This window comes from Flavobacterium flavipigmentatum (assembly GCF_020911905.1).
GTDB lineage: Bacteria > Bacteroidota > Bacteroidia > Flavobacteriales > Flavobacteriaceae > Flavobacterium > Flavobacterium flavipigmentatum.
The window spans coordinates 3,994,014-4,018,352 of the sequence record NZ_CP087133.1 but is presented as its reverse complement, the minus strand read 5'-3'; the positions used below and the strand labels follow the sequence as shown (position 1 = coordinate 4,018,352).

The window sequence follows — 24,339 nt, the reverse complement described above, 5'->3', positions numbered from 1 at the left end:
AATTAACCACTTATCTTTTTCGTTTTTTTTTGTATTTATATGCTATTTCAAAAATTCCATTTTTAATTCCTCCATCTTCAAATAAGGTTTCTGAAAAAAGATGATTTGTGATTTTCATTGTCTTTTCAATTCTTCCTTTTGGTAAATTTATTTTAAAAATTTTATTTGTGTCTAAATTTAGAAAAGTTAAGAAGTTTGATTTGTCTTTATCAATAGTTACAAAATATGGATATTTGTCGTCATTACTACCGAAAATTTGTCTTCCTAAATTTGCAATTTTTCTTCCAGTAATTTTGTCAAACAATATATATTCATAAGGATCACAACATCCTGAAATCGTATGATATTCTACTAAAAATGATTTTTTGTATTCAAACCATTCAGCGAAACCCAATTTTCCAGTGTATTCCATTAGTTCCTTATCTAATGAAAAAAGCACTTTCTTTTTCTTGTTTTTACTTTCGAAAAGTACCCAGGACGAATCACAAGAAAATTGGCGATATATTTTTGCACCATTTTTAAAGACTGTTTTTTCGCATGTGATAACCTCTTTTAGTTCTGCTCGAATTTTACAAGCACAATTTTGACCCAAACAAAGTTGTGTTATTATTGAGAATATGATTGTTACAATGATTTTCATGATATGGTAGCCAACGTTCCGCCGCTTAACGCAATTGCAAACTTCGGGACTTCTTATTTTCGTTTAAAGATAAAAATTCTTGCGAAACGCAAACGCAAACGCAAACTTACCACATAATTCACAATTGCTTGAAACGGCTGTGCTTGTTGCACAACTGCTCAAATATAACAAAAAGGAAACATTAAAAAGCGTGGTTTTATGTAAATTTAAGCATGCAAGGAAGAAAAGAATTTACCCCAAAAATGCTCTATCAAGTATACTTAACAGACTTGATTCCAGAGCATAATTTTTATAGATTATTAGATCAATCCATCGATTTTCGATTTCTATATAAAGCTACTGCAAAGTATTATGGAGACGAAGGACAAGAGAGTATTGACCCGGTTGTGTTTTTCAAAATCTGTTTAGTAGGTTATTTAAACAACATAAATTCGGATAGGAAACTCATCGAATATTGCTCGAATTGTTTAGATGTTCGCTTGTTCATTCGTTATGACATTGACGAGGCTTTACCATGGCACAGCACCATTAGTCGCACGCGTCAGTTGTATGGTGAAGAAGTGTTTTTAAGTTTATTCAAAGAAGTTTTAAAGCTGTGCGTTTCCAAAGGTATGATTCGAGGCAAACGTCAAGCAGTGGACAGCGTTTTTATCAAAGCCAATGCTTCTATGGATAGCTTGGTAGAGAAAGAAGTACTGGAAGACGCCAGTGCCTTTGTGGATGAATTAGAAGAAAACAGCGAATTTAAAACCACAAGCACCAGAAAGAAACTAGTTGATCAGCACCACAATTGGAAAAAAGAAGCTTACAAAGACCAACCCAATCCCAACTTTAATATTGACAAATTAGATGAACATGGGAATACAATACGACCAAGATTTATATCGAATCACACCCATTATTCACCCACAGATTCTGATGCCAGGGTAAGTGTAAAACCAGGCAAAGCAAGACAGTTAAACTATTTTGGACAAATCGCTGTAGACGATGCCCATCATGTAATAACAGGCGCATGTTCTGATTTTGCAGACAAACGCGATAGTCAATGTTTAGAAAAAATAGTTGAACTAACAGAGAACAACCTACATGAAAACGGCATTGCATTAGAAGAACTCTTAGCTGATGGAGGATATAGCAGCGGCGAAGCATTAGCCTATTTATACAAAAAAAATATCGATGCTTATATTCCAAACTTCGGACAGTACAAACCCGAACGTGAAGGTTTTGTTTTTAATAAAGAATTGCATCAATATGAATGTATCAAAGAAGGTTCTAACAAAGCTATTCTACTCTTTAAAGGAGAAAAGACCGATAGTAAAGGCTACATCAAACGTACGTATCGCAGTAGCGAGAGCGATTGTAAAACCTGTCCGCTCAGAGAACAATGCTGTGGAAAAAGCACCAAATACAAAAAAATAGACAACAGCATTCATAAAGAACATTACGATAGAATGCACCAAAAACTCACACAAAACCCAAACTATACTAAGAAAATGGTACGAGTGAGAAGTAAAACCGTAGAACCTGTAATCGGAACTTTAGTCAATTTTACCAATATGAAGCGTGTAAATACTAGAGGAATCAAGCAAGCTAACAAACATGTTTTGATGGCAGCATTAACCTATAATTTAAAGAAATACTTGAAGTTTATCACCAAAAAAACAAAAACAAAAACTGGAGTAGTAAGTGAAATACCAACCAAAGTAACAACTTCTCTAAAAACTGCTTTCTATGACTTGAAAAACACCTTTTTAAGACTCTTTATTTTTACAAACTCCAACTTACAACCCAAAATAAACCTCGCTTAAATACGCTTAAACGAGGTTGTCTTTTATGCTTAATTTTAAATTTTACTTTTGAATGAGGTTGTGCAACAGCTACGTGTGTTATGAGCAGTAATTATTTTATGGTTACTGTTTTCCACTCCATTACCAATTCTCCGTCTGCTCGCATGTCTGATATTTCTAAAAACTTAAATTTATTTTTAGAGATTTTCTTGTAAAGTTTATGGAAGTCTTCCATAGCCTTATATTTACCATTATTATAGAAAAAATCAAATTTCCCAACAGTTTTCCATTTATTTTTCTTCAAAGTCCAAATTTCTATAACTTTAAAATTACTTGCACAACTTGAATAATATTCAGCTATTTCATTTCCACCATCTTCGTCCATATCTCCAATACTAAATACGCTTTCCGTATGACAGCAATTAGAGTCAGTTTGTATTCTGGGAATTTTATTGTCGGTAAAATAATAGGATTGACCTTCTTCGCACCAAGCTAAACCTGGTAAAATGAAAACAGAATCACTTTTTCCATCACCGTTCAAGTCGCCCAAATTTTTAAACTCCTTCTTAGATTTTTTTTCAGCTTCGAGGTCATACTCATAAAAGTATTCTTTTTTTACTATTGTTGGGAGGCATTTCTTTTTTGCATTCTCAAGCTCATAATTGGAAATATCTAATTTGAATTTTCCTTCAAGGATAGAATCATTTATAAATTGAATGTCATTAGAAAGAACTGAATTTTTCGGCAAACTTTCTTTCATCTTTTTTATTTGTTCCTTATAAGAAAGCTTTTCAAAAGAATTTGATTTGGGAACTACTGTTTTTTCACTAAGCTTTGCTTCGATTTTTCCATCTTCTTTTTTGCAAGCGAACAAACTAAAAAAAGTAATTAAAAAGATAAAATTTCTCATTTAACGTATTGAATTATTGCTCATAACGTTCTCGCGCTACAGCGGGTTTGGGACTAAATTAAGCCTATTCTTCGGATTTGCCAAATCATCCCAAATACAAGAACATTTTCAAGTTGTTCCAAATACCCAAATCCGTTGTAGCGTGTGTTATGCCTTCGGTTTTTTATTTACTCCAATTTTCGGTTTCGCTTCCGCACCGCTTTTAAGTCGTAAGTATTTTTAAATTATTTATTATGTCAAAACACTTATTTTTAATCAATTTTAAAGACGGAACTTCAAATGTTATTGTCTTAAATCAAGGTGATACTGAATTGTATTTTCAAACGCTTTTTAACTGCGTATCAGATTCTAAAATAGAATCGTATAAACAATTCACTGGGTCAGATGTGACAAATGAAGAAAACGAACATGTTCTTAAATGTTGCAAAAGATTTTTAGGACTTGATCAAGTTATTTTTGAAAGAAAATCAAATCCTTTTTCAGTTATAATATGATGTCTTTTATCGTTATGTTTTTGAGTATATTCAAGGTATCCTAGATCCTCTAATATCATAACTAAAGTATCTGCATCAACCTTATCTTTGTATCTGAATTCATTTTCTTTTCTCACGTAATTTAAAGAATCGTATTCAAAATCTTTTTCAATATTATTTTCGGTAGTATGTCTTTTATATTTTTCAAAAAATATCAAGGCGTGTTTTTTAAAATCCATATTTTTTTCGGTGTTTCGGTTTTCTAAACTGAGGCATAACTTGTTTATACCAGCCATAAAATGGCTTCAATCTACCTAATTTTGGTTAGCTTTGTGCCATAAATAAGCTGATATTTATTTAGCTAATATAGGAAAAACTTTCATAAATCATCAAATGGACTTTTTATTTGTTGTATGTTTTTTGTGCTTACATGCGTATAAATTTCTGTGGTCTTACTACTAGAGTGTCCTAATAATTCTTGTATGTATCGCAAATCAGTTCCGCTTTCTAGTAAATGAGTTGCAAAACTGTGTCGTAGCCAGTGTAAGCTAACAGGCTTATTTATACCTGATTTTGTTAAGGCTTGTTTAAGTACATTAGATAAACTGCGTTCGTCGTATTTTATGCCTACGATTGCACCTTCGAATAGCCAAATTTTGGGTTTGTAGCTAATGTAATATTCTCGAAGCATTTTTAATATTTTTAGCGATAAAGGTGCAATACGGTCTTTTTTGCCTTTACTTTGACGAATAATCACAATCCCTCTTTTAGAATCTATATCTGCAGGTTTAAGATTTAGTAATTCATTTCGTCTCAAGCCACAGCTATAGATCAAACTTAACATGGTTTTGTGCTTGAGGTTAATATGAGCTTCTAGAATAGATTTAATTTCTTCTTTACTTAAAACATTGGGCAACAATTTTTCTCGTTTCGGACGATGGATTTTGTCTATTTCTATTTTTCTATTCTGAATAGTTTGAAAAAATAGTTTTAATGCATTAACTATTTGGTTTTGGTAGGAGGAGGAAAGCTTATTTTTGAAAATATACTCGACATTATAAAAAATAACATCGTCATTGTTGATTTCTGTAATTTGTTTTTCTTTAAAAAAGATTAAAAATGATTTTAGAGCGTCAGTATAGGTTTTGATAGTGTTTGGACTGTATCGCCTTGAAATTAACCAATCATTGAATTTTTGAATCTGATCGATTCCATCCAACGAAAGAACCGGTTGCTCTTCTATCCTGAAACGGATACGGTTTTGTAATGTGTCTGGAATATGCCAAAAACTTTGATTTTGACTCCATCTTGCACCTTCAATCTGTTTTATTCTTTCAATTAGAATTTGATTTCTTTCAAAAAGAACTGCAATTCTATTTTGAGTTTTATATTTTATCAATTTAGCTGACCAATTCATAAAAAAATATTTAGTATAAATAAATATAGGAATTTTCTTTATTTAAAATAATGTTTTGACTTTCTTTTTACAAAAAGTAATCTTTTGAAAATGAGTGTCGCGTGAAGGATGGGAGCGGCATCCTTTTGAGTAGCGGAGCGGAGCAAAAGATATAGCGAACAGCCTGACCTGGAGTTTACGGAGGGACACGCCCAGAAAATAAAAGTCCGACTTGTTTGCACAAATCGGACTTTTTGAAATTTATAGATGTGGTGAGATACTTTTATATTCGCTACAAATCCGTTTTATTATAAATGAATTACTTCGCTGTAAGCATCAGTAAACGCTTCAATAATAGCCTCGCTCAAGGTTGAGTGAGGGTGTGTCGATTTTAAGATTTTTGTAGTTTTAAAAGGGATATTGCTCCTATTATGTTATTTAATTTAGTCCTTTCCACCATTCTTTAAATTCTTGATTTTCATCTCTTAGATTTACCATTTCGCCAATCATGGGTGTCATGATCGGAATAGGATTTTCGGAGTTTTTGTTTAATGTTGTCACTCTTATCAAAGGTTCGTCCCACGGATGATTGGCCAACACAAATTTGGAAGAATGTAGCGGAAGAAATCTTTTTGCATTTAAGTCTTTTGCAGCCTGTACCACATCTTCAGGAGCATTATGAATGTATTTCCACTTGACGTCGTACTGACCATTATCGAGTATCGCAAGATCAAACGGCCCAAATTGTTGCCCTATTTCGGCATAATGTGTGTCATAACCACTATCACCACCCAAATACATTTTAAAAGTAGGTGTTTCTAATACAAAAGACATCCAAAGTGTGTTGCAGCGATGAAGACCTCTTCCTGAGAAATGCCTGCTTGGCGCGGTAAAAAAAGTAATTTTAGAATCGATTTCTATTTTTTCGAACCAATCTTTTTCAATAATTATGGAGGCAGGAAAACCCCAATGTTCAAAATGCGAGCCTACACCCAAACCACATACAATTTTTTTGGTTTTTGATTTTAGTTTTAAGATCGTTTTATAATCAACATGGTCGTAATGATCGTGTGTAATGAGTAAATAATCGATCTCGGGAAGATCATCAACGGTATAAATATCGGTGCCGTCAAACGATTTATTGGTTCCCGGAATAGGAGAGGCGTTGCCGCTAAAGACGGGATCTACCAAAATACGTTTTCCTTCTATCTGAATAAAATAAGAGGAATGCCCAAACCAAACCAAGACATCTTGTTCTTGTGCGAGTTCAAGTAAATTGGACTTGACAGAAGGAATAGGGTTTACAGGAGTTTTTCGTTCTTTTTTCTTGAAAATAAACTCGTAAAAAACTTCAAAATAAGTATAACCTTCTGTAATTTCGGGAGTAAAATGGATGTTCTGAAACTTTCCGTTTTTATAATGTGGTGATTTTTGAAGTACAGCTAATCTTTCGCCGGAAGGTTTTTTTCCAAATTGTGGATGTTGTAAAAAGGCATAGATCGCAACTCCTAAAAGTATAATAAGTGTTAATGTCATTTTATTTTGATGAATAGAATTTGTGTGTATAAGTTATGTGATTTATAAATTTTTCGGAGATACTACATTGCCGTTACACCTTTTTTTGAAAGGATACAAACATAAAAATCCCAAACGAAATTTCGATAAGCGAGCCTGTTGCCAACGTACCAAAAGAGGATGCTTTGCTGTAAAATAAGAAGTAAGCGGCAACAGCCAAAGCGGCTCCTAAAACCCAGTAAAGTCTGATTCCGTAAAGGGAAGAAAATGTGAGATATCTTCCGCCGATAATGAGAAGCATACCCTGAAAAAACCATTCTGCGTGCAGCAACGAGAGTCCGTATGCCAGAGGTAAACACAAGATCATGAAGAAGGTTCCTTCCATGGCGAGATTTCCTAATGGATTTCCTTTGGTATGATTTCCTCTTAAACCCATTATTTTGTACAGAAGAATGCTAACAGGATGTATAAGGGTTCCTCCGATTAAAAGTGTCCAGACTGCGTTTTGGGTCGAATATAAATGACTTACAGTTGCAGAAATGAGCCACATAAGCCCTGAAACAATAATGCCTACTGAGCCATTTGCATAGCCTGTGCGCATGTCTTTTTGGGCTTGCGCAATAGTTTCTGTACTGTTTATTGGATCATTTAGTAATTTTTCAGCCATTTTTTTTATGTTTTGATGCGTTAATAGTTTACCGGATTTTATTGTTTTTTATGTGAAGGGTTTGTTTTTTAAGTTATCAAGTATTGATTGAACGTTAGAGTTGGATTTGCTTGCCATTTTTTTTATGAAGTCAATTGTTACGATCAATAGCTGAGTGAGCGGGCATATAATAGATGTGAAATAGATGTAAAAAAATCGATACTTTCTCTTTATTTGAATGTCTCTGAGAAGATTATCTGCTTTTTAGTACATCAAATATATTTATTTTTTCTTACAAATGGTTAAAAGGATTCTTTATTTATTGAAAGTGTTTTCACTAACACGCAACTTAATTTTGGTAGTTGTGCTGCTGTTTTGCCGAGTATTTTTTTGAGAATTAGTTTTTTTTAATTTCTATTGGCGACAAATAGTGTTTTGAAAACGGGTGTTGCGTGAAGGATGGCAGCGGCATCCTTTTGAGAAGCGGAGCGGAGCAAAAGATATAGCGAACAGCCTGACCCGAAGTTTACGAAGGGACACGCCCAAATAACAAAAGTCCGACTTGTTTGCACAAATCGGACTTTTTGAAAATATATTTGGTAGCTTTTGCTTGTAGTAAATTTTGGCTGCAAATATTTGATTACAAGTGAATTACTTCTCCGTATGCATCAGCAACGGCCTCCATAACAGCCTCGCTCATGGTTGGGTGAGGGTGTATCGATTTTAGGATTTCGTGACCTGTAGTTTCTAATTTACGGGCTACAACTGCCTCAGCAATCATATCGGTAACGCCAGCGCCAATCATATGGCAACCTAACCATTCTCCGTATTTTGCATCAAAAATTACTTTTACAAATCCGTCAGCTGCTCCGGCTGCTTTTGCTTTTCCAGAGGCTGAGAAAGGGAATTTACCAATTTTTAATTCGTATCCTTTTTCTTTGGCTTGTTTTTCGGTTAATCCTACAGAAGCAATTTCCGGAGTTGCGTAAGTACAACCTGGAACGTTTCCGTAATCAATTGGGTCTACGTGTAAACCAGCAATTTTTTCTACACAGTTAATTCCTTCGGCAGAAGCTACGTGAGCCAAAGCCTGACCAGGAGTAACGTCTCCAATTGCATAATATCCCGGAATATTGGTTTGGTTGTAAGCGTTTACCAAGATTTTGTCTCTGTCAACAGCAATTCCAACTTCTTCAAGCCCAATGTTTTCTATGTTTGTTTTGATTCCAACTGCCGAAAGTACGATGTCAGCTTCTAGGATTTCTTCTCCTTTTGCTGTTTTTACAGTTGCTTTTACGCCAGTTCCAGTGGTGTCAATTTTCTCAACAGAAGAGTTGGTCATGATTTTTACACCTGCTTTTTTCATAGAACGTTCCATTTGTTTCGAAATGTCTTCGTCTTCTACAGGAACGATGTTTGGCATAAATTCTACAATGGTTACGTCTGTTCCCATTGAGTTGTAGAAATGTGCAAATTCTACACCAATGGCTCCAGAACCTACAATGATCATAGATTTTGGCTGCGTTGGCAAGGTCATTGCTTGGCGGTAACCAATTACTTTTACACCATCTTGTGGTAAATTTGGCAACTCACGAGAGCGTGCTCCAGTGGCAATGATGATGTGATCGGCGCTATATTCGGTAACTTTATTGTCTTTGTCTGTAACGTCAAGTTTTTTGCCTGGTTTTAGTTTTCCAAAACCTTCAATTACGTCAATTTTGTTTTTTTTCATCAAGAACTGAACTCCTTTGCTCATTCCGTCAGCAACACTGCGGCTGCGTTGTACTACCGCCGGGAAATCTTTATCAAATTCAGAAACTTTTAATCCGTAATCAGAAGCGTGTTTTAGATAATCAAAAACCTGAGCCGATTTTAGTAATGCTTTTGTTGGGATACATCCCCAGTTTAAACACACACCACCAAGGCTTTCTTTTTCAACTACAGCTACTTTAAAGCCCAATTGTGAAGCTCTAATTGCTGTTACATATCCGCCGGGACCACTTCCTAAAACAATAACGTCGTATTTCATTTTTTTGGTTTTTAGTATTTAAAGACCGAAAATGAAGTTTATATTTCCGAAACTCATTTTCCGATTTTTCTTTTGTTATTTGTGATTGCGAATTTAAGGATTTATTTTAAAAAAATAGTAACAAGTAAAAAAGTATAAAGGTAAAATGTGAAATGTGAAATGTGAGTTGTGAAATGTAAAATCTGAAAAGTTGAAATTATGAGAGGTAAAAAAGTGAGATGTGAAATACCTGTCAATATCTCTCATCTCACTTTTTACATTTTACTTTTTTACATTTTACAAATTAAACCTTTACATGTCCCCAGTTTTCACCACTGGCAATGCGTCTGATTTGCATTTCGCTTACGCCGAATTGTTTTGCAATCATTTTTAAACGTGTTTTTTGTTCAGGTCGTGCCAAAATTTTCTTGATCAACATCACTTTGGTAGTGGTTAATTTTCTTCCGTCTGCTTTTAAGTTGTGTTCGATGAGGTTTTTTTTTGCCTGAATCACACGCGGACTCTTGCGACTGTGCGCCATCATTTCGGCTTTTGTGGCCCAGCGTAAATTATTAACGTCATCGTTGCTTCTGTTGTAATCTAAATGCAACACGTACGTTTGTTCTTCAGAGGTTTTTGGAATAAAGTATTCGGCGACTAATTTGTATAAAAAAAGATATTTATTGACAATTTTGTCATCTTTTTTAACCTTAAATCTAAAAGTAGGATACCCATCACTCAAACCGCCTTTTAAGAGCCGTCCGTTTTGCATTTCGTCTGTAAAGCTTATCAATCGGCCTTTGTTCGAAATGGCGTATCGCAATTGTAGTGAGGCGTTTATTTCTATTTCTTTGAATTCTTCGTTCGGATAAAATCTAGTTTGTGGCATTTTCTTTTTCATTTGAATTAGTCTCTCAAAGATAAATAATTCAAAAAAAAGGAATGCCATTTTACGGACCACCAAGTGGTAGTTTTATGATTCTTATAACGCTAATTTAACTTTTTTAAGAACTTTTTTAGCATTTGTAGAACTATGTTGCAACCGAAAATTGAGAATCATACAAGTTTTTGTAATAGCCATCTGCTTTATTCAGCAATTCTTGATGTGTTCCTTGCTCTACAATCAATCCTTTATCCATTACTACAATCTTATCGGCATTAACTATTGTTGCCAATCGGTGCGCAATGATAATCGAGGTTCTGCCTTTGGTAATCGTTTCGGTGGCACGCTGAATCAGTTCTTCAGAATAGGTGTCAATAGATGAAGTGGCTTCATCCAGAATCAATATACTCGGGTTGCTCACATACGAGCGCAAAAACGCGATTAACTGACGCTGTCCAGACGAAAGCATCACCCCACGCTCTTTTACATCAAAATCATAATTATCGGGCAAACTCATGATAAAATCGTGTACGCCAATTTTTTTGGCTGCATCTAGAACCTGCTCGCGCGTGATCTCAGGATTGTGCAAAGTGATGTTGTTGTAAATCGTATCGGCAAACAAAAAAACGTCCTGCAAAACCACGGCAATTTGCTTTCTCAAAGAAGCCAAAGTATAGTTTTCAATATTTTGACCGTCAATAAAAATGGTTCCGCTATTGATTTCGTAAAAACGATTCAGCAAGTTAATAATCGTCGATTTTCCTGCTCCTGTAGAACCTACAATAGCAATAGTCTGCCCGGCATCAACAGATAAATCGATTCCTTTGATAACTTCCTCTTCGGGAATATAACTAAAACGGACTTCCTTAAACTCGATGCTTCCATTAAAAGTAGGAGCTTCAAGAGTTCCGGTGTCTTGTATATGATCTTGTGTGTCTATTATGTCAAAAACACGATTGGCAGCAATCATTCCGAGTTGCATCTCATTAAATTTATCTGCAATTTGTCGCAACGGGTTAAACAACATTCCGATGAACATCGTATACGAAAATAAATCTCCAAAAGTCGTAAAATGATCGCCATTCAAAATTCTAAAACCGCCATAAACTACTACCAATCCTAATGTTATCGAAGAAATTATATCAGCAATTGGAAAAAATATAGAGTTATACAAAATCGTTTTTATCCAAGCCACACGGTGTTTATCGTTGATATTTCTAAAATTTTCGGCTTCAATTTTTTCACGGTTAAAAAGCTGCACAATCTTCATTCCTGTCACGCGCTCCTGCACAAAAGAGTTCATGTTGGCAATTTGTGTTCGCACTTCTTCAAAAGCAACTTGCATTTTTCGCTGAAAAATTCTCGTAATGTACACCAAAATAGGCATGGCAACCACGACAATCCAAGTCAGTTTCCAATTCATGTAAAACATAAAAATCAATACGACAAGCATTTTCATCAAGTCACTGATAATCATAAACAAACCTTGGCTGAAAATTCGTGCAATCGACTCAATATCCGAGACCGATCGCGTAACCAATTGTCCCACCGGAACTAGGTCAAAATACTTCATTCTAAAACTCAAAATATGCTTAAAAAGTTTGGTACGAATGTCTTTTACAATATCCTGCCCGAGCCAGTTGGCCCAATAAACAAAATAAAACTGAGAGAAAACCTCGCATAAAAGAACTACGCCCATCAAAATAATGTACATTAAAAGTCCGTGTTTGTCATGCGTCTTGATGTAGCCGTCAACCGTTTGTTTTAGCAAATAAGGGCGAAGCGCAGCAAAAACAGATAACGAAACTGCAAAGGCAATCACGCCATAATAACGCCATTTATAAGGTTTGGTATATTGTAATATTCGTTTAAATAATCGGGTATCAAATGCTTTTGCTTTCATTTATTTTAGGAGCTAATTCCTGCTTTTCGTTACAAGTTTTTTTCAAAAATATGTTTTTGTTTTATTTTTATAAAGCTTCCGCTGGTCGCTTCATAAAAATCACAAAAACTATATTTTTTTCAAAAAAGCTTTTCACTGCAATCAGGGCTATTTTATGATGTAATCGTAATCAATTTTAGTTAAATATAATCCGTGTGCCGGAACCGAAAAACCTGCTTTTTCTCTGCTTTTACTGATAATGATGTTTTCAAAATCGGTCAAAGTAATTTTATGCAAACCAATATTAATAAGCGTTCCCACAATGGCGCGAACCATATTTCGTAAAAAACGATTGGCCGAAATTGTAAAAACCAAATTATCATTTTTAATTTCCCAGTACGCCTCAAAAATAGTGCAATCAAAAGTATTTACATCGGTATTTACTTTCGAAAAACATTGAAAATTGGTGTGTTCCATCAAAATTCTGGCTGCCTGATTCATCAAATCTACGTCTAAATTTCGATTAAAATACCAGCTCAATTCTGCCAAGAACGGATTTTTAACCGTATTAATGTGGTATTCGTACGTTCTTTTGGTTGCATCAAATCGGCAATGTGCTTCATCGTGAACAGGCATAATATCAAAAATAGCAATGTCTTTTGGCAAATACGAATTGAGTTTGTGTATAAGATTCGGAATATCGATAGAAGTTTCAAAATCAAAATGGGCATACATTTCCTGTGCATGGACACCTGTGTCTGTTCTTCCAGCTCCCATTGCATTAATAGGAGCATGCAGCAAAATCGAAAGTGCTTTGTTTAAAGTTTCCTGAACAGAGGCTGCGTTGGGCTGAAATTGCCAACCATGATAATGGGTTCCGTTATATGCAAATCGAATAAAATATCTCAAAGTAAAGGTTCAAAGGTTCAGAGTGACAAAGGTACAAAGGTTTTTTGAAGTTACTAAGGTTCTGAGCTGCTAAGGTTCTGAGTTTTTTTGTTTTATTTAGAGGAAGGTTAAGAGTGGCAAAGGTGTAAAGGTTTTTTTTTGAAGGTACTAAGGTTCTGAGCTGCTAAGGTTGTGAGTTTTTTTTCTTTTATTTAGAGGAAGATTCAGAGTGGCAAAGGTGCAAAGGTTTTTTTTTGAAGTTACTAAGGTTCTGAGCTGCTAAGGTTGTGAGTTTTTTTCTTTTATTTAGAGGAAGGTTCAGAGTGGAAAAGGTAGAAAGGTTTTTTTGGAGGTACTAAGGTTCTGAGTTTTTTTCTTTTATTTAGAGGAAGGTTCAGAGTGGAAAGGTACAAAGGTTTTTTTTGAAGTTACTAAGGTTCTGAGTTGTTAAGCTTCTGAGTTTTTTAAATTATAATAATGTAGAGGTTAAGCTTGCAGTATGCCTCCGTAGAAAACTTTCTAACTCTTAACTTTAAATTTTAGAAATGAAAGCTTAGAAACTTAGCTTCTTAGAATCTCAGAATCTTAAAAAAGAATTGTTAAAACCCAAAATACCAATCATAGTTGACAAAGCAAAAAATCGTGTCAGAAAATGACAATTCTAACGATTTAGTTTCGGGCTAATTTTCAATTTTTTTTGAAAAAATATCGAATTGTTAATTTTATTTATTTTTCATTTTAACAGGAAATATTTCTATTAATTTTGTAGTTCAAATAACAAAAACTATGAGTGAAATTACTTCTTATTGGTGGATAATCTTGATATTATTCTCCATTATTTTTTACAAATTTATTTTACGTGTTTTCTTCGGAATGGTCATTGTTCCCGAGGATAAAATTGGTTTGGTGACCAAAAAATTCGTTTTGTTTGGTGCAGACAGGTCGCTTCCAGATGGCCGTATTATTGCAACAAAAGGGGAGGCTGGTTATCAGGCACAAACACTTGCTCCTGGTTTGTACTGGGGAATGTGGATCTGGCAATATTCAATAGATATGTCAGGTTTTACTATTGTACCGGAAGGTAAAATTGGACTTGTTTTAAGTAAGGACGGAAAAGAAATTCCAACAGGACGGATTCTGGCCCGAAAAGTTACCAGTGACAACTTTCAGGATGCTAAGGCTTTCCTGGATAATGGAGGGCAAAAAGGACGCCAAACCGCTTTTATTACTACAGGTTCGTACCGTATCAATACGTTTCTTTTTGAAATCGTGATTGTAGAACAAATCAAGATTTTCGAAAATATGATCGGTATCGTAACAGCTCTTGACGGTGAACCAATACCGATTGGTCAGATTGCAGGTAAATATGTAGAAGGACACAATAATTTTCAGGATTGTGATGAGTTCTTAAATCTTGGCGGAAACAGAGGTTTACAGCCTCAGGTAATGTTGGCAGGTTCTTACTACATTAATACTTGGGCAATTCAAATTGAGCAAAATCCAATGACCGATGTGCCAATTGGATATGTGGGTGTCGTTATTTCGTACATTGGTGAAGACGGGTTAGATGTAACCGGAGAGCATTTCAAACATGGAAATATTGTATCAAAAGGACAACGCGGTGTTTGGATGGAACCTCTTGGGCCTGGAAAATATGCTCTGAATAAATATACAACTAAACTGGAATCTGTTCCTACAACCAATTTGGTTCTAAATTGGGCTGATGCACGCAGTGAGTCTCACAATTTAGATCATAATTTATCGACCATCACTGTTCGTTCTAAGGATGGTTTTCCATTTAATCTGGATGTATCACAGATTATTCATGTTCCTGCCAATGAAGCCCCAAAAGTTATTGCCCGTTTTGGAAGCATGACCAACCTCGTTTCTCAGGTTTTAGAGCCTACTATTGGTAACTATTTTAGAAATTCTGCTCAGGAAAGTGATGTTATTTCGTTTTTGAGTACAAGGAAAGAACGTCAGGAATCTGCCAAAAATCATATTAAAGTAGTTCTTGACGAATATAATGTGAATGCTGTTGATACTTTGATCGGTGATATTGTTCCGCCAGATTCGTTAATGAAAACTTTGACAGACAGAAAATTGGCAGAGGAGGAGCAAAAGACCTACCAAACGCAAAAAATGGCGCAAGAACAACGTCAGGGAATGGAGAAAGAAACTGCTATTGCCGACATGCAAAAAGAAATTGTACGAGCTTCGCAAAGTGTAGAAATTGCTCAGCGTACCGCCGATGCGACTGTAAAAAAAGCAGAAGGAGACGCAACCAGTTTAAAACTGAATGTAAACGCTGAAGCCGAAGCTACCAAAATGCGTGCAAATGCTGAAGCTGAAGCAACAAAAGCACGAGCAGGAGCACAAGCCGAAGCAACAAAATTAAACGCAAGTGCAGAGGCCGAAAGAATTTCGAAAACGGGTTTGGCTGAAGCCGAAAAAATCATGGCAATTGGTAAATCTACTGCAGAATCATATCAGTTGCAGGTAAGTGCAATGGGCGGCGATAATTTTACTCGTTATAAAGTAACCGAGGAAATTGGTAAAGGAAACATCAAAGTGATTCCAGATGTTTTAATTTCGGGCAATGGTGGCTCTGATGGTTCTATCAGTGGTTTGTTAGGTCTGAAACTAATGGAAATGATGGATACAAAAGATTCCAAAGAGACAAAAAATCCTAAGAAATAGTAATTATTGTACAATGTAAAACGTTAGATGTGAAATAAAAGATAACGTTAACATAGAGGCGCACAGCAGTGTGTCTAACCTTAAATATGAAAATCCGATTTGCGAAAGCGATCGGATTTTGTATTAAAAAACTTAGCAACTTAGTGTCTTAGAACCTTAGCATCTTTAAAGAAAACCTTTGTACCTTTGCACCTCTGAACCTTTACCCCTCAAAAAAATTGAAAAAAATTCTCCTCCTTTCTGATACGCACAGTCATATTGATGATACTATTTTGAAGTATGTTGCTCTGGCCGATGAGGTTTGGCACGCTGGCGATATAGGCGACTTGATCGTGACAGATACCATTAAAAAACTAAAACCTTTACGATGTGTTTATGGCAATATTGATGATGCTCAGGCACGATTAGAATTTCCCTTACACAACAGGTTTTTATGTGAAAATGTTTCAGTCTGGATCACACATATTGGCGGTTATCCCGGGAAATACAATCCGGCAATTAGAGAAGAAATGCAAAAAAATCCGCCACAATTGTTTATTTGTGGTCATTCGCATATTTTAAAAGTAATGTTTGATAAAAAGCACAATTTACTTCACATGAACCCAGGTGCTGCAGGAAAAAGTGGCTTCCATCAAGTGAGAACAATGTTGAGGTTTGTCATTGATAACGATAAAATAAAAGATTTGGAGATTATCGAAATCGAAAAGAAGGCTTAATGCGAAATAGGAACTTTTATGACCACCGTGGTTCCTTCATTTTCGATAGATTTGATAGCAAAGGTGCCTCTTAGTTTCTTGATTCTTGCTCTTATCCTGTTTAAACCAAATCCTTCAACTGAATCCAGTTTTTTTGCATCAAAACCATTTCCGTTATCATAAACGGTTACAATTAACCGATCATTTATTTCATTCAAAATTACTTTTGCATTTTGAGCCGTGCTGTGCTTTACAATATTATTTAGAAGCTCCGAAATGATAAAATAAACTCTTATTTCAAAACGTTCGTTGTATCTTTTTTTTAGCGAAACGTTACTAGAAAATTCAAAGTGAAGTGTGGAGTTTGAATTTCTTTCGCATAAATCCTCAACTGAAAATAATAATCCAAAACGAACCAACAACGCCGGCAAAAGCTCATGAGACAAGTCACGAACACTGTCATGTGCGTTTTCTAGTATGGCCTTTGTTTTTGCAATTTCCTCAGATTCTGTATCTGTTTGTGATGAATAAGCATTTAAATGTAAACCAGCCGATGATAACATCGCACTTACGTTATCGTGCAAAAAAGAAGCGATTTTTTTTCGCTCTAATTCCTGACCGTCAATACTGGCATTGATAATATTGAGCTGTATGTTTCTTTGTATGTCTTTAAGTTTGTTTTTTTGTCTTAATCGAGCATTTTGATACAAAAAGTAAAACAAGATGACAATGATAACAAAAAGCAAAATTACAACACTAACAATTTTTTTATTTCGGTTTTGCTCAGCCTTAAAAAGTTGCTGCTTGGTTTTGTATAATTTGTCTATTTTTTCAAGCTCTCTTTTGTATTCATCCAGTTCAAGATCAATTCCGGCAATTTTTATTTTTTTTAATTTTTCTTCAGAGCGTAACTCTTCATCTAACTTTTTGTATGCATTTAAGTTACTGTAAGCGTTTTTATAATCTTCAATTTTATTTAAAAATTTAGAATATTCTTCATAAGCAAAACATAAATCTGTTTTTTCACTGCCTTGAAGTCCTGCTTTTATTGCTTCCTGAAAGTATTGTCTGGCTTTATCATTTTCTTCAGAATAACTACAATACATACCATTGAGCATGTTTAGCGCGACATAAATAGAGGGTTCTTTTTTTGTAGTGTAATAGTTGTTTATGGCTTTTAGGTAAGGGTAGCCGCTCTTGTAATCTCCAATATCAAAATAAGCCCATGTGATATTGAGTTTGGTAAAATTTACTTGGTAATTATCCTTTTGCTTTAAGCTAATATTAAGTGACTTTTCGTAGTATAATATTCCTTTTTTATACTGTTTTTTATCAAAGCAATAAATATTTCCCAGATTATTATAAACAAGTTTTTTAAGTCTTTCATTGTTCGATTTTTCTGCAAAATAGAGACTTTTGTTATAATAAAAAAAAGCTTTTTCGGATTCTTCCAGTTCATCAAAATTTGCCGCAATTGTATTGTAAGCCTCTGCTGCGATACTGTAATTTTTGGATAAAATTGCAAAACTTAGCAGTTTCCTTGCCTGAATTAATGATTTTTCTAAAAAACCATCTTCATAATTCTTTCCAGCCTCATAAGAAAGTTTCTTAAGCTCCTCCTGAGATGGAATTTTTTCTTGCCCAAATACACAAATAAAATTCATTTGTATAAATATTGACAGAAATATCAAAAAACGAAAAATTGACATGTTTATAGCTGAAGTTAAGAAATATTTTTAAAAGGCATTTAGTTTTTTCGGTTTTTGTATGGTTCAATTAAGACTTGATCAAATTGTTTTTTATAGCATATTTTACGAGTCCGATTGTGTTCTTGGTTTTTAGCTTTTTCATGATGTTTTTTCGATGTGTTTCCACCGTGTTGGTACTAATGAAAAGCTGTTCACTAATTTCTTTTCCGCTGTATTCTAGCGATATTAAAGTGATTATTTCTAGTTCTCGGGCACTTAGTATCTTGTCTTCCTGAATGATTGATTTGTTTAGTTTTGGATTGTTTTCGGTAAAAGTATTGAATATTTTTTCGCGTACAGAGTCATCAAAATATTCTTGGCCAAGATGTACTATTTCAATGGCTTCAATAATATTTTCTCCGGCACATTTTTTAGTCAAATAGCCGTTGGCTCCGAGTTTCATAACTTCTTTTATAATTTTCAAATCATCATAACTGGATAGAATAATGACTTTGCAGGGAAATCCTTTTTGATGAAATTCTTTCAGCACTTCAATTCCGTCTTTTTTAGGCATACTAATGTCGAGAATTAATATCTCGGCATTGTTTTTTGTAACGTCTTCAAAAATATTTTCTCCATCTAATGAAGTTCCGGCTACTTCAAATTCCTCGACTGTATTGAGCAAATTTGTCAAGCCATCAATTAAAACCTGATGATCATCTGCTAAGTGAATGCGTATTTTTTCTTTCATCTTATCGAAGTATTTGTAATCAAATTTATAAAATTATTTTGTACAAAATGTAAATGACTTGCCTTTAATCAATTAAAGCGCGATTTACTTGGCTTTATTAACAAAAAAACCCGAATTAAAATCCGGGTTCTCTTCGCACAAATAAATTAAGTTTATAGGTTTATCTCAAACGATCGACAGATTTTACAAGATCTTCATCCTTCTTGATGGCCTTATTAGCCAAGACTAATAATACGATAGCAACAATTGGTAGAAACATCCCAATACCTTTCTCAGAAACCTGAGTTTCTCCAGATAGATTTAGTGATCGATATACAAACAATCCTAATAAAATTAAATTTAAAATTATATTTAGTCTGCCCAAAACAAACTGATTTTGTCTTTTTTTGTATGAAATAATACTTACTATGGTAAGCATCGTACTTAAACCTAATAATATAGTATACAATTGATCTTGCATAAAATAGAAAGATTTCCCTGTGTTTGATGTCCAGAGCGGTATAAAAAACAGTAAAACCCCAGTAATTAAAAAGGTAAGGAGTAAATATACGGTTTGAATTCTTTGTATCATCTTTTGAAAATTGTTTTACAAAAATATATTTTCTTTTTTATAAATACTATTGTATGATAAAATTTTATTCGTATTATTGCATTATAATACCGTAAGCACTTCATACTGCGGTCAATTCAAAAAAAAAATATCTACCTATTCTTTTTTACAATATTTCCTTAAAAATAATTAAATTCATAGAACATTCATGTTTGATATTTCTGCATTAAAAGAAATGAAGCTTTCTGAGCTTCAAGAAATAGCTAAGTTAGCTAAAACAATTAAGTTTAATGGTGTCAAAAAAGATACTTTAATCAGTCAGATCTTAGCACATCAAGAGTCTTCTGTAGCGCCTCAGGCGAATGCTGTGATAGATATTGAAAAAGGAGATGATGATAAACCAAAAAGAACGAGAATAGCTCCTATAAAAAAAGCAGCCATTAGTAAAAACAATCCCGTTCTTGAATTTGACCAAGTTGCTGAAGCTCCTGCGAACGTAGAAAAAGAAGTTGTTTCTGAAACAAAGATTCAACCAAAAGCAGACTCAGAGCAGATTGTAGAAAAAAAGGCTGAAGAGAAAAAAGGACCAAAAATTGTAAAATTTAGTAAATCTGCTTACGAGAAAAAAGTTGCTTTGCAGAAAGAAAAAGAAATCTCAAAAGAAATAATTTCTGAAGGAGATGTAGTAGCAGAAACTCCAACTGCCGAAAAAACAGAAGCTCCGGTTATAGGAAAAAAGGTTAATCCAAACCAAAATAAAAATCCAAACCAAAACCCGAATCAAAATCCAAATCAAAACGGGAATAACGGTAACCAAAATCCAAATCATAAAAACAAAAAGAATAATTTTAGAGATTCAGACTTTGAATTTGACGGAATTATTGAAAGTGAAGGTGTTCTAGAAATGATGCCAGACGGATATGGTTTTTTACGTTCATCAGATTATAATTATTTAGCATCTCCGGATGATATTTATTTATCGACTTCACAAATTAGATTGTTTGGCCTTAAAACCGGCGATACTGTAAAAGGAGTGGTTCGCCCTCCAAAAGAAGGAGAAAAATTCTTTCCTTTAGTTCGTGTACTAAAAATCAATGGTCATGATCCCCAAGTTGTTCGTGACAGAGTTTCTTTTGAACATTTAACTCCTGTATTTCCTTCAGAAAAATTCAAATTGGCAGAAAAAGGAAGTTCGGTTTCTACTCGTATTATCGATTTGTTTTCACCAATCGGAAAAGGGCAGCGTGGTATGATAGTCGCACAACCGAAAACGGGTAAAACAATGTTGTTGAAAGATATTGCCAACGCCATTGCCGCCAATCACCCAGAGGTATATTTGATCGTGTTACTCATTGATGAGCGTCCTGAGGAGGTGACCGATATGCAACGTAGTGTACGTGGTGAAGTTATTGCTTCGACTTTTGACAGAGAACCTCAAGAACACGTAAAAATTGCTAACATCGTGCTTGAAAAGGCAAAACGTTTGGTTGAATGTGGTCATGATGTGGTGATTTTGTTAGATTCGATTACACGTTTGGCACGAGCTTATAATACCGTTCAGCCAGCATCTGGAAAAGTTTTGAGTGGTGGTGTGGATGCTAATGCATTGCAAAAACCAAAAAGATTTTTTGGAGCTGCTCGAAATGTAGAAAATGGAGGATCTTTAAGCATTATCGCAACGGCATTGACAGAAACTGGTTCTAAAATGGATGAGGTAATCTTTGAAGAATTTAAAGGAACCGGTAATATGGAGCTTCAGCTGGATCGAAAAATTGCCAACAAACGTATTTTTCCTGCAATCGATCTTACATCATCAAGTACACGTCGTGACGATTTGCTTTTAGACGAAAAAACATTACAAAGAATGTGGATTATGCGTAAATATCTTTCTGATATGAACCCTGTAGAATCAATGGATTTTGTAAATGATCGTTTTAAGAAGACCAGAAACAACGAAGAGTTTTTGATCTCTATGAATGATTAATTGCCAGATGAGGTTTTGAAAATAGAATTTTGAAGCCTTACATTAAAATAATATAATATGACTAAATTTTAGAATGCAGCCAAAATTTAGCCAATATTATAACTGAATTTGATTAAGATGAGCCCGATACTGTATCGGGCTTTTCTATTTCAATAAAATAAATTCAAGGAAAATCAATTATGTTTTGCTGTTTATACTATTTGTGTACAAAAAACGAAGTCTGAGTTAGAAATCGGTTACCTCAATAAAACTCTATAGGGTACATTCTTGATAAAAACCTATTTATTAATAAGGTTTACATCATAGTGTTGATACGAATACTCGCTTTTATAAGTGCTAATGCAGAAATCTGTGAAATGTGAATGTCTTTAGGTTGATGATGCGAATTCTGGCTTACGAGTCTCACAAATTCCTGTCCCTGGTCTGATTTCTGAACATATTTGACCGTAATATATTCTTCCCAATCATTTAGTTTTACACTTAAAAGATACATTTCTCCAAAAAAGATATTTTCAAATTCAGTTTCTTTATATAAAATAATGTCTCCTGATTTCAGTAAGGGATACATACTGTCACCTGTTACAGAAATAGCTCCGTCACATTTTGGAAGGTTCGGAATCTTTATAGTATCTAGTACTCTTTGCGGTTTTCCGCTCTTAAATAACTCTTTCAAACCCGCAACAGCTTCAAGGTCATAAAGCGGAATTTCCTGATTTAAATGTATAGAGTCGATAGTCTTTCGGTTGGTATTCATTACTACAACATCTGTGGTGTTCTCTTTTAACATTGGGCCATTTCCTGTAAGCAACCATTCTGAATTTAACTCGGGGAAATAATGTAAAATTTTACACGCTTTGTCTGTTCCCATGTTACTACTGTTGTCTAGAAATTTATTAGAAAAGCCTAGGTCGTTGCAAAATTTGTATTTAGTAATTCCTTTGTAGTCAAGGTATTGTTTTGTTCTTTCAGTTGACCCCATAAAAAGATGTATTTTTTTACGTTAAATATTTTTTTAATGTATTATTTTACATTATATTTGCAAAGTAAAGAAATAAAAAAAACAAAAGAAAATATTTAAGCAAAAAAATAACTGTAATTGAAGGCATTAAAAAAAACACACAATTTATTATGAAATTATTGCTAACTGAAAGAGATGTTAAGAATCACTCCAGTATAAGATAGTAACAAAATAACTCTTAACTATATAAAATGAAAGCAGATCAAATTGAAGAGAAAATCCAAGAACTTGAAAACTGGCTAATTGAAAATCCAAATAGTGCAGAAAGAAATTTAATAGAATCGGACATAAAAAAATTACGAACCACTTTACAAAAAAAATCATGAGTAAAAAACAAATCGAAGAACGTATTGCCTTGTTATATATGGCTCTACAGTTCTGTTCTGAAAAAACAAAAACATTTACAGCTGGAGAAAGAATTTGTATTAATCAAGAACGTTTTCAATGGATGCACATTATGGAAAATGAATCCGCTCTCCCGCGTCCCGTATCTCCAGCTATAGAAAGCAAAATAAAAAATATCTCGAAACTGGCTTGTCTTCATGGTTTTAGACCTTATTATGAAGATCCATTTAAAGAATTAATTGACATCGTCTAACACAAAATTAAACCCAAAATACCTATGAACACTTTAAATTCTCAAGCAAAAACCATTGATTTGTCTCAATTTTCTTCTCAGCAACTAAAAGAAGCTTTGATAAGAATAGAAAATAAAAAAAATGAAGAACGAGAAACTTACAAAAAACTGGTAGCAGAAACGATTCCAAAAGCACTTTTGAAATTACAGAAGACATCAGAAATGATCAGTAACGTAAAAACAGAAACATTCCAGCTTTTTGAAACTATTTTAGACTTAAAAAACCAAGTTTATGGTTTTAAGGAAAAACAGATGTCGCATACTTTCTCTAATGAAAAAGAAGAAATTACAATTGGGTATCGCATTAATGAAGGTTGGGACGATACTGTAACGATTGGAATTGAAAAAGTGCAGAATTATATTTCATCGCTTTCTACAAGTAAAGAAACGGCTTCACTCGTTAAAATTGTTTTCAATCTTCTTAAAAAGGATGCAAAGGGAAATTTAAAAGGTTCAAGGGTTTTAGAATTGCAGAAATTAACAAAAGAATTTAATAATGAGGAATTTACAGACGGTGTAGAAATAATTGCGTCATCCTTCAAACCAGTACGTTCAAGTTGGTTTATCGAGGCAAGTTTAATCAATGAAAACGGCACTCGTACAAATATCCCTCTGTCAATGTCATCAGTTGATTTTTTGCATGGTTATGCTTTTAATTTTTTTAGTCAGCAAAACGAGCATACACATGCAGCCTAACAGAAATCTTCGAATTATTTTGAATTTAGCTATTTTGTTATTTTTCAATAAATCAATATTATTAATCTTTAACAAACCCTCATTATAAAACTTCGTTCTTCGCTTATCTTTTTCATTCTCTATCACTCAAATACCATATCCTCATGCCTATATCCTCAAACAGAAGTCTCGGAATTCAAAAAAATAAATTACTACGCTACAAACTTATTAAAGAATTATATCAAAAACACAAAATAGATGATATCCCTACAACGGTAGTATGGCGTAAATATGTTTATCCGGTGTATCCTATTTCGCGCACTACTTTATACGAAATTCTTTGTACGCCAGTAACTTCAGAACTAAAAAAAATTGAAGAACTGATGAGCAATCAGAAAAAATCTTGTTAGTGACTATATAAAAAAAATTATGGCTTCATCGGCAACAACAAAATCGATTTTAAATTAAGTGTAAAAAATAATAAGCAATAATAGATTTATTAATGATTTCTTAAATCGATAAAGAAGAAACCCTGTCAATACTGATATGGTTTCTTCTTTTTTTTATGTATTAATGGCTAGATTTTAATATTTTTTTATTTGACTATTACCAT

Annotated in this window: 22 protein-coding genes; 8 read left to right on the top strand and 14 right to left on the bottom strand. The window is 33.9% G+C overall.

The features are described 5' to 3' along the window. Nucleotides 1-10: 10 nt before the first annotated feature. Nucleotides 11-640 (bottom strand): hypothetical protein, encoded by a 630-nt coding sequence (locus tag LNP22_RS16935; RefSeq protein ID WP_229974509.1) that lies wholly within the window; start codon nt 638-640, stop codon nt 11-13. A gap of 212 nt (nt 641-852) precedes the next feature. On the opposite strand from LNP22_RS16935, the gene LNP22_RS16930 reads away from it, so the two are divergent. Further along, nucleotides 853-2,448 carry an IS1182 family transposase gene (locus LNP22_RS16930; RefSeq protein WP_429670526.1) on the top strand — a complete coding sequence of 532 codons (1,596 nt, stop codon included), beginning with the start codon at nt 853-855 and terminating at the stop codon, nt 2,446-2,448. A gap of 91 nt (nt 2,449-2,539) precedes the next feature. Here the strand turns inward: LNP22_RS16930 and LNP22_RS16925 are convergent, their stop codons facing one another. The 9 genes from LNP22_RS16925 to truA all read right to left on the bottom strand — a co-directional run bounded on the left by LNP22_RS16925 (nt 2,540) and on the right by truA (nt 13,049). After that, nucleotides 2,540-3,337 carry a hypothetical protein gene (locus tag LNP22_RS16925; protein ID WP_229974508.1) on the bottom strand — a complete coding sequence of 266 codons (798 nt, stop codon included), beginning with the start codon at nt 3,335-3,337 and terminating at the stop codon, nt 2,540-2,542. Between the two features lie 445 nt (nt 3,338-3,782). After that, on the bottom strand, nt 3,783-4,049 hold the full coding sequence (locus LNP22_RS16920) for a hypothetical protein (protein WP_229974507.1): 267 nt from the start codon (nt 4,047-4,049) through the stop codon (nt 3,783-3,785). A gap of 140 nt (nt 4,050-4,189) precedes the next feature. Beyond that, on the bottom strand, nt 4,190-5,209 hold the full coding sequence (locus tag LNP22_RS16915) for a tyrosine-type recombinase/integrase (RefSeq protein WP_229974506.1): 1,020 nt from the start codon (nt 5,207-5,209) through the stop codon (nt 4,190-4,192). Between the two features lie 435 nt (nt 5,210-5,644). Next, a complete protein-coding gene (locus LNP22_RS16910; protein ID WP_229974505.1) occupies nt 5,645-6,742 on the bottom strand; it encodes an MBL fold metallo-hydrolase in 1,098 nt (365 codons plus the stop codon). A 73-nt stretch (nt 6,743-6,815) separates the two neighbouring features. Continuing rightward, nucleotides 6,816-7,388, bottom strand: coding sequence for a DUF7010 family protein (locus LNP22_RS16905; RefSeq protein ID WP_229974504.1), 573 nt, complete (start codon nt 7,386-7,388; stop codon nt 6,816-6,818). Nucleotides 7,389-8,007: 619 nt separating this feature from the next. Then, the gene (lpdA, locus tag LNP22_RS16900; RefSeq protein WP_210668099.1) at nt 8,008-9,396 is read right to left on the bottom strand and encodes a dihydrolipoyl dehydrogenase; all 1,389 of its coding nucleotides are present in this window, start codon (nt 9,394-9,396) and stop codon (nt 8,008-8,010) included. A 283-nt stretch (nt 9,397-9,679) separates the two neighbouring features. Next, the gene (locus LNP22_RS16895; protein ID WP_229974503.1) at nt 9,680-10,264 is read right to left on the bottom strand and encodes an NUMOD4 domain-containing protein; all 585 of its coding nucleotides are present in this window, start codon (nt 10,262-10,264) and stop codon (nt 9,680-9,682) included. Between the two features lie 142 nt (nt 10,265-10,406). Then, on the bottom strand, nt 10,407-12,161 hold the full coding sequence (locus tag LNP22_RS16890) for an ABC transporter ATP-binding protein (RefSeq protein ID WP_229974502.1): 1,755 nt from the start codon (nt 12,159-12,161) through the stop codon (nt 10,407-10,409). A gap of 147 nt (nt 12,162-12,308) precedes the next feature. Further along, a complete protein-coding gene (gene truA, locus LNP22_RS16885; RefSeq protein ID WP_229974501.1) occupies nt 12,309-13,049 on the bottom strand; it encodes a tRNA pseudouridine(38-40) synthase TruA in 741 nt (246 codons plus the stop codon). Nucleotides 13,050-13,814: 765 nt separating this feature from the next. Between truA and LNP22_RS16880 the strand changes: the two genes are divergently transcribed. Next, nucleotides 13,815-15,728, top strand: coding sequence for an SPFH domain-containing protein (locus LNP22_RS16880; RefSeq protein ID WP_229974500.1), 1,914 nt, complete (start codon nt 13,815-13,817; stop codon nt 15,726-15,728). Nucleotides 15,729-15,946: 218 nt separating this feature from the next. Then, on the top strand, nt 15,947-16,444 hold the full coding sequence (locus LNP22_RS16875) for a metallophosphoesterase family protein (protein ID WP_229974499.1): 498 nt from the start codon (nt 15,947-15,949) through the stop codon (nt 16,442-16,444). Here the strand turns inward: LNP22_RS16875 and LNP22_RS16870 are convergent. From LNP22_RS16870 to LNP22_RS16860, 3 genes are all read right to left on the bottom strand, one after another. After that, nucleotides 16,441-18,087, bottom strand: a complete 1,647-nt coding sequence (locus tag LNP22_RS16870; protein ID WP_229974498.1) for a tetratricopeptide repeat-containing sensor histidine kinase — start codon at nt 18,085-18,087, stop codon at nt 16,441-16,443. The genes LNP22_RS16875 and LNP22_RS16870 overlap by 4 nt on opposite strands. 112 nt (nt 18,088-18,199) lie before the next feature. Beyond that, on the bottom strand, nt 18,200-18,862 hold the full coding sequence (locus LNP22_RS16865) for a response regulator (protein WP_229974497.1): 663 nt from the start codon (nt 18,860-18,862) through the stop codon (nt 18,200-18,202). 160 nt (nt 18,863-19,022) lie between these two features. Next, nucleotides 19,023-19,433 (bottom strand): DUF4293 domain-containing protein, encoded by a 411-nt coding sequence (locus LNP22_RS16860; RefSeq protein WP_210668082.1) that lies wholly within the window; start codon nt 19,431-19,433, stop codon nt 19,023-19,025. A gap of 187 nt (nt 19,434-19,620) precedes the next feature. Here LNP22_RS16860 and rho point away from each other — a divergent pair, with 187 nt between their 5' ends. Further along, nucleotides 19,621-21,396, top strand: coding sequence for a transcription termination factor Rho (rho, locus tag LNP22_RS16855; RefSeq protein WP_229974496.1), 1,776 nt, complete (start codon nt 19,621-19,623; stop codon nt 21,394-21,396). 295 nt (nt 21,397-21,691) lie between these two features. On the opposite strand, the gene LNP22_RS16850 is transcribed toward rho, so the two are convergent. Continuing rightward, nucleotides 21,692-22,375 (bottom strand): S24 family peptidase, encoded by a 684-nt coding sequence (locus tag LNP22_RS16850; RefSeq protein WP_229974495.1) that lies wholly within the window; start codon nt 22,373-22,375, stop codon nt 21,692-21,694. A 230-nt stretch (nt 22,376-22,605) separates the two neighbouring features. Here LNP22_RS16850 and LNP22_RS18440 point away from each other — a divergent pair, with 230 nt between their 5' ends. From LNP22_RS18440 to LNP22_RS16835, 4 genes are all read left to right on the top strand, one after another. Next, nucleotides 22,606-22,740 carry a hypothetical protein gene (locus LNP22_RS18440; protein ID WP_255670659.1) on the top strand — a complete coding sequence of 45 codons (135 nt, stop codon included), beginning with the start codon at nt 22,606-22,608 and terminating at the stop codon, nt 22,738-22,740. Further along, nucleotides 22,737-23,012, top strand: a complete 276-nt coding sequence (locus LNP22_RS16845; protein WP_229974494.1) for a hypothetical protein — start codon at nt 22,737-22,739, stop codon at nt 23,010-23,012. The genes LNP22_RS18440 and LNP22_RS16845 overlap by 4 nt, the downstream gene beginning before the upstream one ends. A 24-nt stretch (nt 23,013-23,036) precedes the next feature. Then, nucleotides 23,037-23,747, top strand: coding sequence for a DUF3164 family protein (locus LNP22_RS16840; RefSeq protein ID WP_229974493.1), 711 nt, complete (start codon nt 23,037-23,039; stop codon nt 23,745-23,747). Between the two features lie 143 nt (nt 23,748-23,890). After that, nucleotides 23,891-24,136 carry a hypothetical protein gene (locus tag LNP22_RS16835; protein ID WP_229974492.1) on the top strand — a complete coding sequence of 82 codons (246 nt, stop codon included), beginning with the start codon at nt 23,891-23,893 and terminating at the stop codon, nt 24,134-24,136. Nucleotides 24,137-24,339 lie beyond the last annotated feature (203 nt).

Coding starts and splice junctions, on each gene's coding strand:
- LNP22_RS16935 (WP_229974509.1), bottom strand. CDS start 640: ATGAAAATCATTGTAACAATCATATTCTCAATAATAACACAACTTTGT.
- LNP22_RS16930 (WP_429670526.1), top strand. CDS start 853: ATGCAAGGAAGAAAAGAATTTACCCCAAAAATGCTCTATCAAGTATAC.
- LNP22_RS16925 (WP_229974508.1), bottom strand. CDS start 3,337: ATGAGAAATTTTATCTTTTTAATTACTTTTTTTAGTTTGTTCGCTTGC.
- LNP22_RS16920 (WP_229974507.1), bottom strand. CDS start 4,049: ATGGATTTTAAAAAACACGCCTTGATATTTTTTGAAAAATATAAAAGA.
- LNP22_RS16910 (WP_229974505.1), bottom strand. CDS start 6,742: ATGACATTAACACTTATTATACTTTTAGGAGTTGCGATCTATGCCTTT.
- LNP22_RS16905 (WP_229974504.1), bottom strand. CDS start 7,388: ATGGCTGAAAAATTACTAAATGATCCAATAAACAGTACAGAAACTATT.
- lpdA (WP_210668099.1), bottom strand. CDS start 9,396: ATGAAATACGACGTTATTGTTTTAGGAAGTGGTCCCGGCGGATATGTA.
- LNP22_RS16895 (WP_229974503.1), bottom strand. CDS start 10,264: ATGCCACAAACTAGATTTTATCCGAACGAAGAATTCAAAGAAATAGAA.
- LNP22_RS16890 (WP_229974502.1), bottom strand. CDS start 12,161: ATGAAAGCAAAAGCATTTGATACCCGATTATTTAAACGAATATTACAA.
- LNP22_RS16880 (WP_229974500.1), top strand. CDS start 13,815: ATGAGTGAAATTACTTCTTATTGGTGGATAATCTTGATATTATTCTCC.
- LNP22_RS16870 (WP_229974498.1), bottom strand. CDS start 18,087: ATGAATTTTATTTGTGTATTTGGGCAAGAAAAAATTCCATCTCAGGAG.
- LNP22_RS16865 (WP_229974497.1), bottom strand. CDS start 18,862: ATGAAAGAAAAAATACGCATTCACTTAGCAGATGATCATCAGGTTTTA.
- LNP22_RS16860 (WP_210668082.1), bottom strand. CDS start 19,433: ATGATACAAAGAATTCAAACCGTATATTTACTCCTTACCTTTTTAATT.
- rho (WP_229974496.1), top strand. CDS start 19,621: ATGTTTGATATTTCTGCATTAAAAGAAATGAAGCTTTCTGAGCTTCAA.
- LNP22_RS16850 (WP_229974495.1), bottom strand. CDS start 22,375: ATGGGGTCAACTGAAAGAACAAAACAATACCTTGACTACAAAGGAATT.
- LNP22_RS18440 (WP_255670659.1), top strand. CDS start 22,606: ATGAAAGCAGATCAAATTGAAGAGAAAATCCAAGAACTTGAAAACTGG.
- LNP22_RS16845 (WP_229974494.1), top strand. CDS start 22,737: ATGAGTAAAAAACAAATCGAAGAACGTATTGCCTTGTTATATATGGCT.
- LNP22_RS16840 (WP_229974493.1), top strand. CDS start 23,037: ATGAACACTTTAAATTCTCAAGCAAAAACCATTGATTTGTCTCAATTT.
- LNP22_RS16835 (WP_229974492.1), top strand. CDS start 23,891: ATGCCTATATCCTCAAACAGAAGTCTCGGAATTCAAAAAAATAAATTA.